Genomic DNA, 18,951 nt, shown 5'->3' with positions numbered 1-18,951 from the left:
TTCTTAACTTTCAGTAAATTAAATATTTTAATTCTAATGAAAAGCATATTTCTTGTTTTTACTTTCCTTTTAACAAGCATCTTGGGTTTTTCGCAAACCGCAGTTAAAGGAACCATCATTGACGAAACAACATCTACTGCAATTCCAGATGTTACTTTGCAAATTGAAGAAACTAACTTTACCACAACTACCAATGCAGAAGGAGCTTTCGACTTTTCGCAGTACAATAACCTGCCTTTGGGGGAAGTGATTTTAGCAATTCGTAAAGAAGGCTACACGTCTAAGCGTTATCCGATCACAATCAACGAAAATCAGACCTTAGATTTAGGAACGATTACATTACAAGTAGACATTAATGAAGAAAACCTTCAGATAGGAACCATTAGCTTATCAGCAAATGAACTTGATAACGAAGAAAGTTCTGCGGCGAATTTGTCAGGTTTATTACAAGCCTCAAGAGACACCTATCTAAATGCAGCAGCTTTTGATTTTAGTTCTACTTTTTTTAGACCAAGAGGTTTAGATAATGAGTACGGAACGGTTTTGATCAATGGTGTTGAAATGAATAAACAGTTTGACGGAAGACCACAATGGAGTAGTTGGGGCGGCTTAAATGATGCGCAACGTAACCAGGTTTTTTCGATGGGACTTTCGGCTAACGACTATACCTTTGGTGGCGTTTCGGGAACCAATAATATCATTATGCGAGCTTCTCAATATAGAGAAGGAGGTCGTGTATCTTATGCTTCTTCCAATAGAAGTTATAGAGGCCGCGTAATGGCAAGTTATAATTCAGGTCTCTCGGCTGGTGGTTGGGCTTATAGTTTTTTAGCTTCTAGAAGATATGGTGAAGAGGGCTACCTTGACGGAACTTTATACGATGCCAATTCTTTCTTTGCTTCGATAGAAAAGAAAATAAACGAAAACCACAGTTTAAACTTTACCGGATTTTTTACCCCAAACCGTAGAGGTAAATCTACTGCGATTACACAAGAAGTAAGAGACCTTAAAGGAAGACAATACAACCCACTTTGGGGTTATCAAGATGGAGAGATTAGAAATTCGAGAGAAAAAGAAATTGCTGAGCCAATTTTAATGTTAAACCACTATTGGGATATTTCAGATAAAACTTCATTGAATACCAATATTGCATACCAAACAGGGATGATTGGTAACTCAAGAATAGATAATAATGGTACCAAAATAGAATATGATAGTAGTAGTGGAGAATATTATTATCCTGGCGGAGCGAGAAATCCTACCCCAGAATATTACCAAAACTTACCGAGCTATCATTTACGTTTTCCAGATTTGAACGCCAATAATTACCAAGCTGCCTATTTAGCTCGTCAAGCTTTTCAAAATGATGGTCAATTAGATTGGCGTAGTTTATATAGTGCTAATATCGATGCCAATGGTAATCCGCTTTTATCTACATACGTTATTCAGCAAGATAGACAAGACGATACACAGCTAACGTTCAATTCTATAGTTCGTTCACAAATAAGTAATAACATTACACTTAACGGATCTTTAAACTACAGAAAACTTAAAAGTGAATTTTTTGCTGAATTAGAAGATTTATTAGGAGGTTCAGGGTATGTAGATGTAGATAGTTTTTACCAAGGATTTTATATTTTAGATGAAAACGGAAATATTACTTCAAGAGAATATGAATATCTAGAAGCTCAAAGCGATGTTAACAATCCAAATAGGATAGCACAAGAAGGCGATCGCTATAAATATAATTATGAAATTAATACCGATGTCGCCACTGCATTCGCTCAAGCACAGTTTAAATACAACAAAATAGACTTTTATTTAGGAGCAAATTTTTCTCAAACAAGCTATCAAAGAAATGGGCTTTACAGAAATGGTTATTTTAGTGATGGAAATTTAAGCTTTGGCGAAAGTGAGCAAAAAGATTTTACCAATTATGGAGCAAAAATCGGTGGAACCTACAAAGTTACGGGTCGTCATTTGATAGATGCCAATTTAGGTTATATGACCAAAGCCCCAAGCATAAGAAATAGCTTTAGTAACGCTAGACAAAACAATGACTTTGTGGTTGGGTTAGAATCAGAAAAAATTACTTCGGCAGATGTGAGTTATATTTTTAGATCGCCATTAGTAAAAGCTCGGATTACTGGTTTTTATACAGGTTTTGAAGATGGAACAGATATCGGTTTCTATTTTGGTCAAGGCTTTAGTAACTTAAATTCGAGAACAGAAGATACAAACTCATTTATTCAAGAAGTGCTTACAGGTATAGAACGAAGAAATGCAGGAGGAGAGTTTGGTGTAGAATATCAAGTTACACCAACCGTCAAGTTAAAAGCGGCAGGTTCTTACGCTCAATACGTTTATACCAACAATCCTAATATGTATTATACTAGTGACGATGTAAACACAGGAAGTGTAGCAAACGATGTAACAGGTGACGGAAAATATACAGCTATTGATAGAATTTCATCACCAAGTGGTGAATTAGGAAAAACAGGAAAAGTTTACCTAGAAGATTATCACGTTGCAGGCGGACCAGAAAAAGCCTTTCAAATAGGTTTTGAATACCGCGACCCAGATTATTGGTGGGTTGGTGTAACTGCCAATTATTTTGACGATGCTTATATTGATGTTTCAAAAATTAGACGAAGTGATAATTTTAATTTAGATTCAGATGGGTTACCGTTTAACGATTATGATCCCGCAAGAGCTAGAGAATTATTAGCGCAAGAAAACTTTGGTGATTACACCTTGTTTAACCTCGTTGGTGGGAAATCATGGAAAATTGATGATTATTTTGTTGGCTTCTTTGCTACTATCAATAATGTCTTTGATACCGAATATAAGACAGGAGGCTTTGAGCAATCAAGAAATACCAATTATAGAGATACCAACGAAGATATGTCAAGGCAAAACGGAGAAATTTTTGGTAACCGTTATTTCTTTGGGTATGGTACGACTTATTACTTAAACCTTTACGTTAGATTTTAATACAATAAAAAAATAAATTCATATAAAATGAAAGCAATAAATATCACAAAAATTTTATTCTTGGTAACATTCACACTTGTTTTTTCAGCTTGTGTGCAAGACGACGATTATGACGTTCCAAACGGATTAGGTGAAGAACAACCGCTTCCAGAAGGAGCTCAAGTAATTTCTATTAGTGCAGTGACCGCTCAGGCAGATCAGTCAGACGATGGCCAATTTACTTTTGAAGAGACCAATGATTTTATGGAAGGTTATGTGATTTCTAGTGATGAAGCGGGTAACTTCTTTAGGGAGCTTATTTTACAAGACAAACCAGAAAATCCGACTGCTGGTATTAAAGTGATGTTGTTTGTCAACCCACTTTATACAAGCTACGAAGTAGGTAGAAAAATTCGTATAAACCTTAACGGATTTACCGTAGGAACTTCTAACGGAGTTTATAGCTTAGGTATCCCTGATGGTAATTTTATCGATGAAGCTCCTGCACAATTTCAAAACAAAATTTATAGAAGCGCAGAGGTGGCAACAATAGTTCCGCTCTCGTTAACCATTGCAGATTTTTCTGATGACTATGAGAATATAATGATACAGTTAGAAAATATGCAGTTTACGAAAGCAGATTTTAACAACAATGTTACTTATGCTGGTGAAAGCTCAGATGAGTTTGATGGTGAAAGAACAATAGAAAGCTGTGCGACTGGTGCAACAACTACCTTTAGTACTTCTACTTTTGCAGATTTTGCAAGTTTACCTGTTGCAGCTGGTAGTGGTTCTATCACAGGCATTTTGAGTAGAAATTTTGAAGACAGTAAATATGTAGTTTCTGTAAACGATTTAAGCTATATAGAGATGGAAGATGAAAGATGTGACCCAGAAGTATTTGCTTGTGAAGGGACTTCAGGAGGAGCACATATTTTATTTTCAGACGATTTTGAATCTTATGCTAATTTTGCTGGAGCAGAAGCGGCAGGTTGGATAAACGTAAATGTTGCTAATACAAGTGGTGAAAAATGGGTCTTAGGAAACTTTAACAACAACAATTATGCGCAAATCTCTGGTTTTAATTCAGGGGAAAGTGTAATTACTACTTATTTAATTTCTCCTGAAATAGCTATGGACGCTACGACAGAAGAAGAATTAAGCTTTGATCTGGAAGTAGCTTATTCTACAGGTGTAATTTTAAAAGTTTTAGTGACTAATGATTATACAGGTGACCCAACAACTACGACTTGGAATGAATTAGATTTCGCTATTCCTAATGAGCCATCGAATGGATTTGGAGGTTTTGATAATTATACGGCAAACATTGAGTGTATAGATGGAAACTTAAGAGTAGCTTTCTTGTATGAAGGTTCTGATCCAAGTGCAACGACAAGATATCATATAGATAACTTTGAAGTAAACGGAGTGCAATAAAAAAAGATGATATTTCAATAAAAATCCGCTTTAAGCGGATTTTTTTATGCTTAAACTTGAAGTGAAATTACAATTCTTTAATACCTAAAATAAGTTCACCTACTTATTTGCAGTGGTCTTGCTGTTATTAAATAAAGCTTTCGCACAAATTTAGAAAATAGATGTTGCAAGAATAACTCTCACTTCTGTAAAAAATAAAAGAGAAGATATAGGTATTAGGTACAGAATTGATAGTGCCATTTCAAAAAGAAACTAATTAGGTATTCAAGCAAAGCTATATTAAAGAGTGATTTATTGTTATACAATCCGCATTAAACGAATTCCTTACATTAACCAAATGTTCATTAAGTGTTAATAAAACATCGATAAAGTGTTAAAATTATCCGATTACTTGCAATTTTAATCTTTATAAAGTAGATTTGGTTTAGTTGAAATTAAATTCACAGATTATGAAGAAGATTACCTTATTATCAATTTTAGTTTTTTCTTTTCTTGGTGCACAGGCCTATAACATAGAAAAGGAAAAAAATAAAGAGACTAAAGATCCTAACAATTGTTCTACTATATATATAAATGCTGTTGCAGATAATAATACAAGTAAAGTAACTTTTTATGCAGATACACAGTTGAGTTCTAACACAGAAATTTTAAGTAGCACGTTTGAGGTTACTTATAAAAATGGTTATAAAGTAAATTATTTTGGTAAACTTGATGAACTTACAGGAGAGCCAGAGGTTACTTTAAATTTAGATGGGAGTACAAATGCAAGTATTGTTGAAAGCATAAAAGTTACAGTATATACAGCTCACGGTTCTGGAAATGATTGTAATATTACAGAAATAAGTGACTGGAAAACAGGTGGAGGAATTTGGGCTGATAATATTGAAAACCATATAAATATTGCGCAACATGACTAAACTTGACTCATTATAAAAATAAAATCCGCTTTAAGCGGATTTTTTATTTTCTTCTTATCATATAATTATTGAATGATTTGACGGCACTCATTTCTTGATACCAGAAAATAATAGGTATAGCGGTACTAATTACAGCTATATAACTAAAAGAAAGTATCATAATAAATAGCAGAACAGTTAGCGCCAAGCCTAAATAAATAAGTCTTTTATCAATCTTAGTCTAACCTTATTCACATGAATGTTAAATATTTTGCCACAGTGATTACAATTTATTTTAAGTTCATCTCCTTTTTGCATTTGTAAATCACCTCTGTTTTTTGCAGCAGATTTAATCATTATTTCTTTTTTACAAGAAATACAGTTTCCGTATAATTTCATGTCTTTTACTTCAATTTGCCTGTTTCTTCATCATACTCTGGATATAAGAAGTTGTTGTAAGGAAAACGGGTAATGTGTATTTTTCTAACGGTATTATAAACTTTCAAACGAAAATCCTCAAAGTTTTCTTTTTGGGTTGCCGAGATAAAAATCACATTTTTCCCCATTCTATTCATCCAAGTTCTTTTCCATTCCTCTAAAGAATAATGAATGGGCTGCCTTTCTTCCATCAAATCGGCTTCATCATAAGGCTCAGGTTTGTATGCGTCAATTTTATTAAAAACCATCAATGTGGGTTTGTCTGCACTGTCTATTTCATCTAAAATCTGATTAACCGAAGCAATATGGTCTTCAAACTGCGGGTGCGAAATATCGACAACGTGTAATAATAAATCTGCTTCGCGTACCTCGTCTAAGGTAGATTTAAACGATTCTACTAATTGTGTTGGTAATTTTCTAATGAAACCAACTGTATCGGTCAATAAAAAAGGGAGGTTTTTAATCACCACTTTTCTTACCGTCGTATCGAGTGTTGCAAAAAGTTTATTTTCGGCAAACACCTCACTTTTACTAATCACATTCATCAGGGTAGATTTACCTACATTGGTATAACCCACCAAAGCCACTCTTACGAGTTGTCCGCGATTACCTCGCTGTACTGCCATTTGTTTGTCAATGGTCTTTAGCTTTTCTTTGAGCTGAGCAATTTTATCCCGTACAATACGTCTATCGGTCTCGATTTCGGTTTCTCCAGGACCTCGCATTCCAATACCACCACGTTGTCTTTCTAAGTGTGTCCAAAGTCCGGTAAGTCTTGGGAGTAAATATTCGTATTGCGCCAATTCTACTTGCGTTCTTGCATAACTGGTCTGGGCGCGTTGGGCGAAAATATCCAAAATAAGATAAGTTCTGTCTACGACCTTACATTTTAAAATCTTCTCGATATTTTTCTGTTGTGCGGGTGAAAGTTCATCATCAAAAATAGCAGAGCCAATATCATTTTCTTCTACATATTGCCGTACCTTCTCCAATTTACCCGAACCTATAAAGGTTTTGGGATTGGGTTTCTCCAGCTTCTGGGTAAAACGTTTCATGACTTCACCTCCAGCGGTATAAGTCAAAAATTCAAGTTCATCGAGATATTCTTGTGATTTTTCTTCGTCTTGGTACTGGTTGATAATTCCTATTAAAACCGACTTTTCGTATTCAATTTCGTTTTTCTCTAGCATACATTTTTTTCTCTAAGACAAAAATACTAAAAAAGCTTCGCCTTCTCAATTTACGTCTATAATGAAATAAAAAAAGCAGCAAAAAATGCTGCTTTATCTTTTAAACTTTGTCAACGAATTTATGGATTGCTCACAATCACTTCGTTGTTTTTCCATTTTACAACTTCAGTAATTCTACTGTCATTATAATTGACTTCAGTAAGTTCTTGGTTCTCCCAAAATAACCATTTACCGGCTTTTTCACCGTTTTGGTATTTGGCTACTGCTGTTTTCTCTCCTTTTTGATTATACATTACCCAATCACCATGAAGTTTTCCTTCAAGGTTATATGTGCCTTCTTGCTTCACGGTTCCGTCTTCATAATAATAAGTACCTTTGATTAAATCATCAGATTTTTCAAACTTTGGCTTTACCTCTTGTGCCATAGCTATTGATCCTATCAATAATGCCGCTATGCATAATAAATTCTTCATTTTCATCATTTTTATTTAGGGTTCTTTCCCAAAGATAAGAAATAATTTACAATAAATGAACATTTACATAACATTAAATTAACATTAATATTTTAAATTTCTGTATATCAATGTTTTATACTGTTTTAAAACTAAAAACCTGATTTCAAATAAATAAAGTAGTGAAAGTCTTGTTTACTTATTATTTTTGCGCTTTCATTCTAATTTTACATTCGATGTATAGATCACATACAAACGCTGAGTTAAGAGCAACACATATTGAGGAAACGGTCACCCTTGCCGGTTGGGTACAAAAAGTACGTGACAAAGGTTTTATGATTTGGGTAGATGTGCGTGATCGTTATGGGATAACACAGCTTATTTTTGATGAGCAGCGTACCCCTAAAGAAGTGATGCAAAAAGCCAAAGACTTGGGTCGTGAGTTTGTGATACAAGTAAAAGGAGAAGTGATCGAACGTGAGTCTAAAAACCCACAAATGCTTACTGGAGACATCGAAATTTTGGTACAGCAATTAGAAGTACTAAACAGCGCAAAGTTACCGCCATTTACCATAGAAGATCAAACCGATGGTGGTGAAGATTTACGTATGAAATATCGCTATTTAGATATTCGTCGTAACCCGATTAAAAACAACCTTATTTTTCGTCACCAAGTAACCATGCAAGTGCGTAACTTCCTTTCGGAAAGAGGTTTTATTGAAGTGGAAACCCCATATTTAATAAAATCTACACCAGAAGGAGCTCGGGATTTTGTGGTGCCAAGCCGTATGAACGAAGGTGAATTTTATGCCTTGCCACAATCGCCACAAACCTTTAAGCAATTGCTAATGGTTGGCGGAATGGATAAATATTTTCAAATTGTAAAATGTTTTAGGGATGAAGATTTACGTGCCGACAGACAACTAGAGTTTACGCAAATAGATTGCGAAATGGCATTCGTAGATCAAGAAGATGTACTAAATGTCTTTGAAGGATTAACCAAGCATTTGCTGAAAGAAATTCGTGGGGTTGAGGTAAAAAACTTCCCGAGAATGACTTATGATGATGCCATGCGTTTGTACGGAAACGATAAGCCAGATATCCGTTTTGGGATGCAATTTGGCGAGCTAAACGATGTGGCAAAACACAAAGATTTCAAAATATTTAATGATGCCGAATTGATTGTTGGAATAGCTGTGCCGAACGCAGCAGATTATTCGCGAAAGCAAATAGATGCAATCATCGATTGGGTAAAACGTCCACAAGTTGGTGCGATGGGAATGGTTTATGTGAAGTATAATGAAGATGGCACTTTTAAATCTTCAGTAGATAAATTTTATGATGCGCAAGATTTTCAACAATGGGCAGAAAAAACACAAGCAAAACCAGGCGATTTAATTTGTGTACTTTCGGGAGAAACTAGTAAAGTAAGAGCACAATTAAGTGCTTTGCGTATGGAAATGGCAGAGCAATTAGGTTTGAGAAAAGCCGATGAATTTGCACCGCTTTGGGTGGTAGATTTTCCGTTATTAGAATGGGATCAAGAAACCGAAACTTACCACGCGATGCATCATCCGTTTACTTCGCCAAAAGTAGGTGATATTCCACTTCTGGCAAGTAATCCGAAAGCCGTAAAAGCCAATGCTTACGATTTAGTCCTCAATGGTAACGAAATTGGCGGAGGTTCGATAAGAATTCACGATAAAGAAACTCAAAAAATGATGTTCGATTACCTTGGTTTTACCGAAGAAGAAGCGCAAAATCAGTTCGGGTTTTTGATGAACGCTTTTGAGTTTGGAGCTCCACCTCACGGTGGAATTGCTTTTGGCCTCGACCGTTTGGTAGCTATTCTGGGCGGCAAAGAAACCATTCGTGATTTTATAGCATTTCCTAAAAACAACGCGGGAAGAGATGTCATGATTGATGCTCCAGCACCGATAGATCAGGCACAATTAGACGAATTATCATTGGCGTTAAAGTCGTAGATTTATAACATCACTTTAGTGTGGATTTTTTACTTTTATAAAAAGTAACACCAATCAATTGAAAAGGAAAAATCCGTTTATTAAGTTTTTACTGTGGAGGTATAAGCACATTTCTGAAAAGAATTTTGTGTATATGCTTTCTATCGTTATAGGACTTTTAGCAGGTTTGGTTGCTGTTGTTCTTAAAAACTTGACACACTTTATCACCAGTATTTTTGAAGAAGGAGCGATACAATCGTATCATTTGTATCTATTTTTTATTTTTCCATTTATAGGTTTACTACTTACATTACTGGTCAAAAAATACCTGATTAGAAAAGAAACCACCAACGGGATAAGTATGGCGTTGTTTTCTATATCTAAAAAAGAAGGAAGTACCGATAGGGCTAATATTTTCAATTCGCTTTTGGCAGCTCCTCTTACTGTTGGTTTTGGAGGTTCTGTTGGTCTCGAAGGACCTTCAGTTGCTGCAAGTTCGACTATCGGTTCAAAAATGGGAGAGTTGTTTCACCTCAAAGGACCAACCAAAAAACTCTTGCTGGTTTGTGCGGCTGCAGGTTCACTTTCGGCAATTTTTAAAGCCCCCATAGCAGCGCTTTTGTTTGCCATAGAGGTGTTTAGTTTAGATTTGACTTTAGCTTCGCTTTTACCACTTTTGTTTTCTTCGGTAGCGGCAGTTTTAGCGAGAATGCTGGTGATTGGCGAACAGTATATCGTAGAGTTTAAAGAGATTCAAGATTTTCAGATAAAAAATATACTCTTTTATGTGGTTTTAGGATTGTTTACTGCACTCATTTCAGTCTATTTTTCTAAAGTGTATTTTACTGTTGAGCGACTGTTTAAAAAAATAAAAAGTCCGTTTGTAAAAGTTTTACTTGGTGGACTTTCGATTGGTATTCTCATCTATTTTATCCCACCACTTTACGGAGAAGGCTTTTCGTTTATCAACAACTTGATTTCCCAAAATTACGAGCAAGCTTTTAGTGCTTTTCTTTTTAAAGAAGATATTTTTACCTCTTGGGTGATTATTTTTCTAATCTTAGGATTGATTATTTTTAAACCCATCGCGACGGCAATCACTATTGGAAGTGGTGGTGTTGGTGGTGTTTTCGCTCCAGTTTTATTTCTCGGTGCTATTTCGGGAAGTTTTTTTGTTAACTTTTTGAACCAATTGGGTTTTAACCTTCCGTCGAGTAATTTTACGATGGTGGGTATGGCTGGTTTGGTGGCAGGAGTTTTGCATGCTCCGCTTACAGCGATGTTTTTGATTGCTGAAATTACTGGCGGTTACGAACTTTTTATCCCTTTGATGCTTACGGTCGGTATTTCGTTCTTGATTTCCAAATCGATTATTGACAGTAATATTTATACGAAAGAACTCAAAGAGCAAAACGCTTTGATTACTCACGACAAAGACCAAGCGGTACTTACACTTTTAAATCTCGATAAAATCATCGAAAAAAATTTTATCAAACTTACGCCCGAAATGACTTTAAGAGAAATGCTATACGAAGGAGTTGTAAAATCTAACCGAAACCTGTTTCCGGTAGTAAATGAAGATGAAGAATTGGTCGGCCTCATTACGTTAGATGATATTCGTGAGATCATGTTTGACAATATGTTGCAACAAACCATGCTGGTAAAACTCTTGATGCACGAAGCGCCCGATTACATTTATTACGAAAAAGACAGTATGCAAAGTGTTATGAATAAATTTATCACAACCGGAGCGTGGAATTTACCCGTCATCAAAGATGGAAAATATCTCGGGTTTGTTTCAAAATCTAAAATGCTCACGGCTTACCGCCGAAAATTAGTTACCTTTAAATAAAAATCTGCTGATGCGAACTTTCTTAATTGTTTTATTTATCCTTTTGTTTACAGCTCTCGTTGTTGGTCTATACCTGCAAATGAGTTTAACAGACGAGAAAACTGGCAATCTTCTTATTGGCGGCTCATTAGTAATTGGTTTTTTTGTTTGGATGCCATTGTTTTTATACCATCGCTCTAAAAAAAGAAATATGAAAGACTACTTGCTTACCAAAGAAAATCTCGATAAAATGAGAAAAAAGGGGCAAGAGAAATTTTAATTCTTTAGTTATGAAAAGCATACTTAAAGACATTATTGCAGTTGTAAGTATAGGGTTATTGGTCTGTTTTTCTTTTTATACCTTATTGCCTTCCAAAGATTATTTTGATAAAAAAGAAAGGAAATTTTCTGTAGAAAATGCTTTCAGACATGTAGAAACCATTTCACAAAAACCACATTCTATTGGTACTGCAGCGCACAGCAAAGTACGTAATTATATCGTACAAGAACTCCAAAAGCTCGATTTAGAAGTACAAACCCAAAAAGATTATTACCTAAGTCACGAAGGCCTCGCTACAGTACCCGAAAATATCATTACCAAAATTCCAGGCAAAAACCCAAAAAAACCGGCTTTGTTGGTGATGACGCATTACGATAGTGCCGTGCATTCTTCTTTTGGAGCAAGCGATGCCGCTTCGGGAGTGGCGATTATTTTAGAAAATCTTCGCTTATTATTAGAAGACGGTTTTCAGCCCGAAAATGATGTGATTATTTGTTTTACAGATGCCGAAGAAATAGGTTTATTGGGTGCAGGTTTGTTTGTCAAGCAGCATCCATGGTCAAAAAATATTGGTTTGGTTTTAAACTTTGAAGCACGCGGAAGCGGAGGTCCGTCGAATACTATTCTAGAAACCAATACCGGGAATAAAAAACTTATTCATGCTTTCGCGGAAGCAAACCCGCAATTTCCCTTGGCAACTTCGCTGATGTACAGCGTCTATAAAGTTTTACCCAACGATACCGATGCGACTATTTTTAGGGAGGTTAACGATACACCAAGTTTCTTTTTTGCTTTTATTGATGACCATTTTGATTATCATACCGCTTATGATACTGCCAAAAACCTCGACAAACAATCGCTCATTCATCAAGCCACTTACCTCAAAGCTTTGTTGCCTTATTTTGCACATCAGGATTTAAGTGAACTCAAATCAGAAAATGATGTGGTGTATTTCAACTTTCCTTTTTTAGGGATGCTGAGTTTTCCTTTCTTTTTGATTTTTCCGTTACTGACTATTGGTTGGTTGTTATGGCTAGGTGTTTTGATGGTGGCTTTACGAAAACAAAAATTTACCATATCACAAGTACTTAAAGGATTATGGTTTTTGGTAAAAATCCTTTTTATAAGTATTGCTTCTGTTAATTTGCTGTTTTTTTATATCAGTAATTTTTATCCCGTTTTTCTCGAAAATCAGAATGGGTTTACGCCTAACGGGCATTGGTATATTCTTGCGAGCGTCTGTATAACACTTTTGGTGTCGTTGTTTTTTACTTCAAAAATTCAGTCGCAATTATCATCGGTAAAAGACGCCTATTTTATGGCCATCTTGTTTTTCTGGATGCTAATTTTAACCCTTATTGCTTTTGTATTGCCAGGAGCATTTTACTTTGTGATTCCGGTTTATCTTGCTTTAGTTGGATTTTTAGTGGTACTCAAATCCTACAAATGTCATTTTATACAAATCTTGTTAGCGATTCCGGCTATTTTGATTTTTGCACCTTTGATACAGTTTTTCCCAGTAGGTTTGGGGTTAAAAATGTTAAGCATTAGTGCTCTCTTTACCATTTTACTTTTTGGGTTGTTGTGGAATGTTTTTGTAGAAATAAAATTCAACAAAATTCTTGCGATTCTTTGTACAATCATTGCTTTTGTAGCTTTAATCATTGCGCATACAAAAGCTGGTTTATCTATCGAAAATCCTAAGCAAAATAGTTTGGTTTACCTCTATGATGCTGACACTAATCAAGCCAGTTGGAATTCCTATGATTATGATTTAGATCACTGGAACCAAGCTTATTTTAAAGAAGAAATAGAAGTAGATTCAACAAAAAATGTCTTTGATAGTAAGTACAATTCTGAGTTTACTTACTCCGCAAAAGCACAGAAGTATGATATACCTTTATCAGAATTTTACTATAAAAATAAAGGAAATGGTTCTTACGAATTAAAAATTGCTCCCCAACGTGAACTCAACCGTATCGAATTGTTTGTCGATAAAAACATCAATTTCGAAAGTTTTACGCTCAACGGAAAAGAACAACCCGAAGGTTATGAGCCATTTTACCAAAACAGAAAAAATAACAAATTGTTGACCTATTACCCAATCGATCGTGATACGTTAAGAATCGAATTTTCTGCTCAAAAAAAACCTGTCTTTACGATGTACGAGTCCAGTCATAATTTGATGAATAATAAATGGGTGAAAATTTTGCCACGAGATTCAACCATGATTCCGAGACCTTTTGTATTAAATGATGCAATTATGGTAAAACAAGTAATTAAATAACCTTGGAAGAAAAAGTAGCAATTTTAGGATGTGGTTGGTTAGGTTTTCCTTTAGCAAGGGAGTTAAAAGATCTTGGTTATTCAATAAATGGGTCGACTACATCAGATCATAAAATAAAAACGTTAAAGGATTTTGGAATAAATTCTTTTTTGATAAAGCTTTTTGAAGAGCGGATAAAAGGTGATATGGCTAATTTTTTAAAAGATGTTAATGTATTAATTTTAAATTTCCCACCCAATTATAGAGAAAATCCAAATCAAGAATTTATAAAAATCATAAACAATTTAAGCCATGAGATTGCAAAGCAACCAAATATATATGTGGTGTATGTAAGTACAATCTCAGTATTTAGGAAAACACATCCTATTACGAAATATAATGAAGAGCATGAGCCTTATAGCGAATTTTCAAAGACACAGCAATTAATAGAAGCAGAAAAAATTATTTTAAGATTAAAGAATAAATCTAGTATCTTAAGACTAGGTGGTTTGATAGGAGAAGACCGCCACCCTATAAAGTATATTGCAGGAAGAGAAAAATTACAAAATGCAAATACTCCAATAAACTTGATACATCAAAACGACGCTATTGATATTATCAAAAAGCTAGTTGCTCAAAAAGTTAGAGGAATCTTTCATGGTGTTTACCCAAAGCATACATCACATCAAGAATATTATTCAAAAATTGCTGAAGAACGAGGGTTTTCTATACCTAATTATGAAAAGGATAAAGATAAGATAGGAAAAATCATTGAGAGCAACATTACTCAACAAGTTTTAGGTTTTGACTATAAATATGAAATATAGATGATTTTTTATACTTGACGGAGTTATAGCAATAGCATTGAAAAGAACAAAAAACCCATCGAAACTCGATGGGTTTTTTTATAACTTATAAATTGTTTTTTACCAAATAGAAACACGTTTTTCAGGTGCGATATACATCGAGTCACCTTCTTTGATGTCAAAAGCTTGGTAAAAAGCTTCTACATTTTGAAGTGGTACGTACGCTCTGTACATTCCAGGAGAATGCGGATCGGTTTTGATCTTGTTGCGTAAAGCCTCTTCTCTCATTTTTGTTCTCCAAACCGTTGCCCAAGAAAGGAAGAAACGCTGCTCTGGTGTAAAGCCATCAATATTTTCTGGTCTTCCGTTTTCTTTTAAGTGCATTTGTAAACCGTCATAAGCCGCTAAAACGCCTCCTAAGTCACCAATGTTTTCTCCTAAGGTAAACTTCCCGTTGATGTAAACACTATCCAACACTTCAATGGCATCATATTGTTCGGCAAGTTTATTTCCTCTTTCGGTGAATTTTTCTAAATCTTCATCAGTCCACCAGTTTTTAAGGTTTCCATCGGCATCAAAACGAGCGCCACTATCATCAAAGGCGTGCGAAATCTCATGACCAATTACCGCTCCAATTCCACCGTAATTGACAGCTTCGTCTGCTTTGTAGTTGTAGAACGGTGGTTGTAAAATAGCCGCAGGAAAAACAATTTCGTTGTAAAACGGATTGAAATAAGCATTGACCGTTTGTGGCGACATTCCCCATTCGGTTTTATCGACAGGTTCGTTGATATCTGCCAAGTTATCGCGTAAATTCCATTCTGAAACTGCTACCATATTTTCGTAGTAATTGTTGTCTGCATTTACTTCCATATCAGAGTAATCTTTCCATTTGTCTGGGTAACCAATTTTTACGGTAAATTTGTCTAACTTTTCGATGGCTTTTAGCTTGGTGCTGTCGGTCATCCACTCTAGTTTTTCAATTCTGTTTTGGAAAGCCGTAATCACGTTAGCAATCATTTTTTCTGCTTTTTCTTTTGCTTCCGGTGGAAATTTTTCATCGACATACAATTGCCCGATAGCTTCACCTACAGAACCATTTACGGTAGCCAAGGCTCTTTCTCTTGCTGGTAACTGTTTTTTAGCTCCGTTAAGGGTTTTGCTGTAAAAATCCCAATTGGCTTTATCAAGCTCGGTGGTTAAAAGTCCGGCAGCATCGTTAAGCGTAGACCAACGAACCATGGTTTTCCATAAGTCAACATCTTTTTCTGCAAAAACTTTTTGTAATTCTTTCATATAGGCAGGTTGCATGACAATTACGGTGTCCATTTCTTTTTCTACACCTAAATCGTCAAAGTATTTCTTCCACTCAATAGCAGGAACCATTTTTTGCAATTCTGCAATCAATCTTGGGTTGTTGAAATTTCTAAAATCACGGCTCGCTACTTTGTCTAATCTTGGAGTTGCCAACCTTGTTTCTAGAGCCAAAATCTTTTCAGCTTGTGCTTTCGCGGAAGCTTCGTCATCACCAATCAATTGGAGCATTCTAGCGATATGCTCTTTGTACTGCTCTCTTATTTTTTTAGACTCGGCGTCTTGCTTGGTATAGAAATCACGATCGGGTAAACCTAATCCGCCTGGAGTGATATAGGCAGAATTCATATCGCTGTTCGTAGGATTAGAAAAGGCTGCCAATCCAAAAAATGGCGACGAAATAGTAGCTGCTTCTTTTCCTAGAAGTGTCTGTAAATCATCGATATTTTCTATCGCAGCGATTTTGTCTAAAGCAGGTTGTAAAGGTTGGATACCTGCTTTATCTCTAGCAATAGTATCTAACTTAGACTGAAAAATAAAGATAGCTTTCGCCTGATCGGTTTCGGCACTGTATTTTTTACTTTCTACTGCATTGTCTATAATTTGCAAGACATCGTCGTCGGTGCTTTTTCGCAACACCTGAAATCCTCCCCATGAGGTTCTATCGTCAGGAATTTCAGTAGTTTTCATCCAGTTTCCGTTTACATAATTATAAAAATTATGTTTTGGACTCACAGAGGTATCCATATATTCTAAATCGATACCCGGAATTCTTTCCGCTTGAGCGACTTCTTTTTTCTCTTTATCTCCGCAAGAAGATAAAACAGCAATCATAGAAGCAACAGCAAGGCTTTGTTTAAGTTGTAGTTTCATGTTGTTATTAATTTATGATATAGGTAGTTATAAAATACTATTTGTTACTTTTTTGTTGGTTTTTTTCTAAAAAAGATTTTTCGAATTGTGCTTTTAGTGGAACAATTTCACTCATCTTTTCGTTAGGAACGCTTAGCGAAAGTACATAATGTTTGATGAACCATTTTCCATCTTTCTTTATCAATACACCAGAACCACGACAAATTCCCATATGCTCAGAATTAAGCAATTCGTCAAACCAAGCCAAATTGTTTTCTACATAAATATTCCGTTCAAACGGAATAAATTCCCATGCAGTACCTTTATCGAAATAAGGTTTTGAAAAAGCTTTAAATTCGGTTTTGGTCCAATTTTCGGTAGGATCGGTTCCAATGAAAATTGCATCTTTAGTCATTTTAGAAAAATAAGCTTCATCATTAGCTTTTGCAGCAGCTTGATGCCAATCGTCAAGCATTTGTGCGACTTGTTCAACCTCATTCTGACTAAAACTAGCCAATGAAAATAAGGCGATAAAAAGAAAAACTAGTGGTTTCATACTTTGTTGGTTGCTGTGCTGTCTTGTGGTTTTATACTTTTTTCAATTTCTTTTTCAAACTCTTCGAGTGTACCTAAAAAGACTTCATTTAGTTGAATTTTTAAATTCTGAAAAGCATCTTGCAAATCTGCTGTCGTAGTTTTGATACGAGTCGTGTCGATTACTTGGCGTTGAATAAGTTGGTTGAGCATACTCGATTTAGTATACAGAACATTCAAGCGAACTTTTACAGGGTTGACATTGAAAACAGGAGGGACAGAATCTTTCATCGCCAAACTTGTTTCTCTAATGTTGTTACTGCTACTTGCCAACTCTTGATAAGTAAAATTTTGGATATTTCTAATTTCGTTCTGAAAATTCATATACTCTGCCCAATTAGAAGCACTATCATTGGCTTCTTTCAGTAGGGTTACTTCTTTGGTAGGGGAAATATTTATTTTCTTCTGAAGGATTTTTGCACGTTGTAACTGAAATGTTTTTTCTTCTTCCGCAACTTTATCGGTGTTGTCACAGCTAAACATGAAAATTAGCGTAAGCGAAAAAAAAAGGAAGTTTTTTAAAACCTTAAGCATAGCAATCTTTAAAATTTTAGCGAAAGATAAGTTATTTTTCACACTTCGCTATTTTGATGTTCGTGGTAAATTTCGTTTTTTTGGGGTTCTATAAAAAAAGGAAACATATGGCTTCAAAAATATTGATTATCGGTGCTTGCGGACAGATAGGAACAGAATTGACGATGGCTTTGCGCGAAAAGCAAGGAAATGGCAATGTGGTTGCAAGTGACATCAGAGAAGGTGCCGAGCAACTTATGCAGAGTGGTCCTTTTGAAATTATAGACGCAACCGATTATAAAGCCATAGAAGATGTGGTGTTGCATTATGAAATAGATGAAGTATATCTCATGGCAGCGATGTTGAGTGCTACTGCAGAAAAATTTCCAATGCGTGGTTGGAATTTAAATATGGATTCGCTTTTTAATGTCTTGAATCTCGCTAAGGAAAAGAAGATTTCTAAAATCTTTTGGCCATCTAGTATTGCGGTTTTTGGGCCAACCACACCCAAACAAAATACACCACAACTTACAGTGATGGAGCCAACAACCGTTTACGGAATTTCCAAACAAACGGGAGAACGTTGGTGCGAATATTATTTCAATAAATATGGAGTTGATGTTAGAAGTATTCGTTATCCTGGCTTGATAAGCTATAAAACTTTGCCTGGTGGCGGTACAACCGATTATGCGGTGGAAATCTACCACGAAGCCTTAAAAAATAAAAGCTACACTTCTTTTTTAAGTAAAAATACAGCTTTACCCATGATGTTTATGGATGATGCGATACGAGCAACCATTTCGTTGATGGAGGCAGATGCGAAGGATGTAAAAATACGTTCTTCTTACAACCTTGGCGGAATAAGTTTTACACCTGCAGAAATTGCTGAAAGTATTCAAAAAGAGATTCCTGATTTTACGATAGATTACGCTCCAGATTTTAGACAAGCCATTGCCGACTCGTGGCCATCGAGTATCGATGATAGTAAAGCCTACGAAGACTGGAATTGGAAACACGAATACGATTTGGAAAAAATGACCACGGCGATGTTAGAAGGTCTAAAAGCTCAGAATTGATTATAAGATGATACAAAAAAACTCCGAAGAAAACTTCGGAGTTTTTTATTCCACGTAAGTGAAAAAAAT

General features: G+C 35.4%; 14 protein-coding genes. 9 read left to right on the top strand and 5 right to left on the bottom strand.

Annotated features, from left to right (window positions below):
* The first annotated feature begins 36 nt into the window (after nucleotides 1–36).
* From DNG35_RS05255 to DNG35_RS05245, 3 genes are all read left to right on the top strand, one after another.
* Nucleotides 37–2,994 (top strand): carboxypeptidase-like regulatory domain-containing protein, encoded by a 2,958-nt coding sequence (locus tag DNG35_RS05255; protein ID WP_111126714.1) that lies wholly within the window; start codon nucleotides 37–39, stop codon nucleotides 2,992–2,994.
* A gap of 27 nt (nucleotides 2,995–3,021) precedes the next feature.
* Nucleotides 3,022–4,410 (top strand): DUF5689 domain-containing protein, encoded by a 1,389-nt coding sequence (locus tag DNG35_RS05250; protein ID WP_111126713.1) that lies wholly within the window; start codon nucleotides 3,022–3,024, stop codon nucleotides 4,408–4,410.
* 449 nt (nucleotides 4,411–4,859) lie between these two features.
* The gene (locus tag DNG35_RS05245) at nucleotides 4,860–5,327 is read left to right on the top strand and encodes a hypothetical protein (RefSeq protein ID WP_111126712.1); all 468 of its coding nucleotides are present in this window, start codon (nucleotides 4,860–4,862) and stop codon (nucleotides 5,325–5,327) included.
* A gap of 383 nt (nucleotides 5,328–5,710) precedes the next feature.
* On the opposite strand, the gene hflX is transcribed toward DNG35_RS05245, so the two are convergent.
* Both hflX and DNG35_RS05235 read right to left on the bottom strand, forming a co-directional pair.
* Nucleotides 5,711–6,934: a GTPase HflX gene (gene hflX, locus DNG35_RS05240; RefSeq protein WP_111126711.1), complete on the bottom strand. Its 1,224-nt coding sequence runs from the start codon at nucleotides 6,932–6,934 to the stop codon at nucleotides 5,711–5,713.
* Nucleotides 6,935–7,053: 119 nt separating this feature from the next.
* Nucleotides 7,054–7,407, bottom strand: coding sequence for a toxin-antitoxin system YwqK family antitoxin (locus DNG35_RS05235; RefSeq protein ID WP_233494460.1), 354 nt, complete (start codon nucleotides 7,405–7,407; stop codon nucleotides 7,054–7,056).
* 215 nt (nucleotides 7,408–7,622) lie between these two features.
* Here DNG35_RS05235 and aspS point away from each other — a divergent pair, with 215 nt between their 5' ends.
* Genes aspS through DNG35_RS05210 form a run of 5 tightly spaced genes read left to right on the top strand, consistent with a single transcriptional unit; the run spans nucleotide 7,623 to nucleotide 14,554 of the window.
* The gene (aspS, locus tag DNG35_RS05230; protein ID WP_111126709.1) at nucleotides 7,623–9,371 is read left to right on the top strand and encodes an aspartate--tRNA ligase; all 1,749 of its coding nucleotides are present in this window, start codon (nucleotides 7,623–7,625) and stop codon (nucleotides 9,369–9,371) included.
* Nucleotides 9,372–9,429: 58 nt separating this feature from the next.
* The gene (locus DNG35_RS05225) at nucleotides 9,430–11,202 is read left to right on the top strand and encodes a chloride channel protein (protein WP_233494459.1); all 1,773 of its coding nucleotides are present in this window, start codon (nucleotides 9,430–9,432) and stop codon (nucleotides 11,200–11,202) included.
* Nucleotides 11,203–11,212: 10 nt separating this feature from the next.
* Nucleotides 11,213–11,461, top strand: coding sequence for a hypothetical protein (locus DNG35_RS05220; protein WP_111126707.1), 249 nt, complete (start codon nucleotides 11,213–11,215; stop codon nucleotides 11,459–11,461).
* A 10-nt stretch (nucleotides 11,462–11,471) separates the two neighbouring features.
* Nucleotides 11,472–13,748, top strand: a complete 2,277-nt coding sequence (locus DNG35_RS05215; RefSeq protein ID WP_111126706.1) for a M28 family peptidase — start codon at nucleotides 11,472–11,474, stop codon at nucleotides 13,746–13,748.
* Between the two features lie 2 nt (nucleotides 13,749–13,750).
* Nucleotides 13,751–14,554, top strand: coding sequence for an SDR family NAD(P)-dependent oxidoreductase (locus tag DNG35_RS05210; RefSeq protein ID WP_111126705.1), 804 nt, complete (start codon nucleotides 13,751–13,753; stop codon nucleotides 14,552–14,554).
* 99 nt (nucleotides 14,555–14,653) lie between these two features.
* On the opposite strand, the gene DNG35_RS05205 is transcribed toward DNG35_RS05210, so the two are convergent.
* Genes DNG35_RS05205 through DNG35_RS05195 form a run of 3 tightly spaced genes read right to left on the bottom strand, consistent with a single transcriptional unit; the run spans nucleotide 14,654 to nucleotide 17,869 of the window.
* Nucleotides 14,654–16,720 (bottom strand): M13 family metallopeptidase, encoded by a 2,067-nt coding sequence (locus DNG35_RS05205; RefSeq protein ID WP_111126704.1) that lies wholly within the window; start codon nucleotides 16,718–16,720, stop codon nucleotides 14,654–14,656.
* Nucleotides 16,721–16,757: 37 nt separating this feature from the next.
* Nucleotides 16,758–17,255 carry a nuclear transport factor 2 family protein gene (locus DNG35_RS05200; protein ID WP_111126703.1) on the bottom strand — a complete coding sequence of 166 codons (498 nt, stop codon included), beginning with the start codon at nucleotides 17,253–17,255 and terminating at the stop codon, nucleotides 16,758–16,760.
* Complete coding sequence (locus DNG35_RS05195; protein WP_146228833.1) at nucleotides 17,252–17,869, bottom strand: hypothetical protein; 618 nt, start codon at nucleotides 17,867–17,869, stop codon at nucleotides 17,252–17,254. Before DNG35_RS05195 ends, DNG35_RS05200 begins: the two co-directional genes overlap by 4 nt.
* Nucleotides 17,870–17,934: 65 nt before the next feature.
* On the opposite strand from DNG35_RS05195, the gene DNG35_RS05190 reads away from it, so the two are divergent.
* Entirely contained in the window at nucleotides 17,935–18,882 is a 948-nt protein-coding gene (locus tag DNG35_RS05190) for an NAD-dependent epimerase/dehydratase family protein (RefSeq protein WP_111126701.1), read from the top strand.
* Nucleotides 18,883–18,951 lie beyond the last annotated feature (69 nt).

The sequence above is a fragment of the Mesonia sp. K7 genome, assembly GCF_003233725.1.
Lineage (GTDB): Bacteria > Bacteroidota > Bacteroidia > Flavobacteriales > Flavobacteriaceae > Mesonia.
The sequence above is the reverse complement of the archived record's forward strand: the minus strand, read 5'-3'. Positions and strand labels throughout refer to the sequence as shown.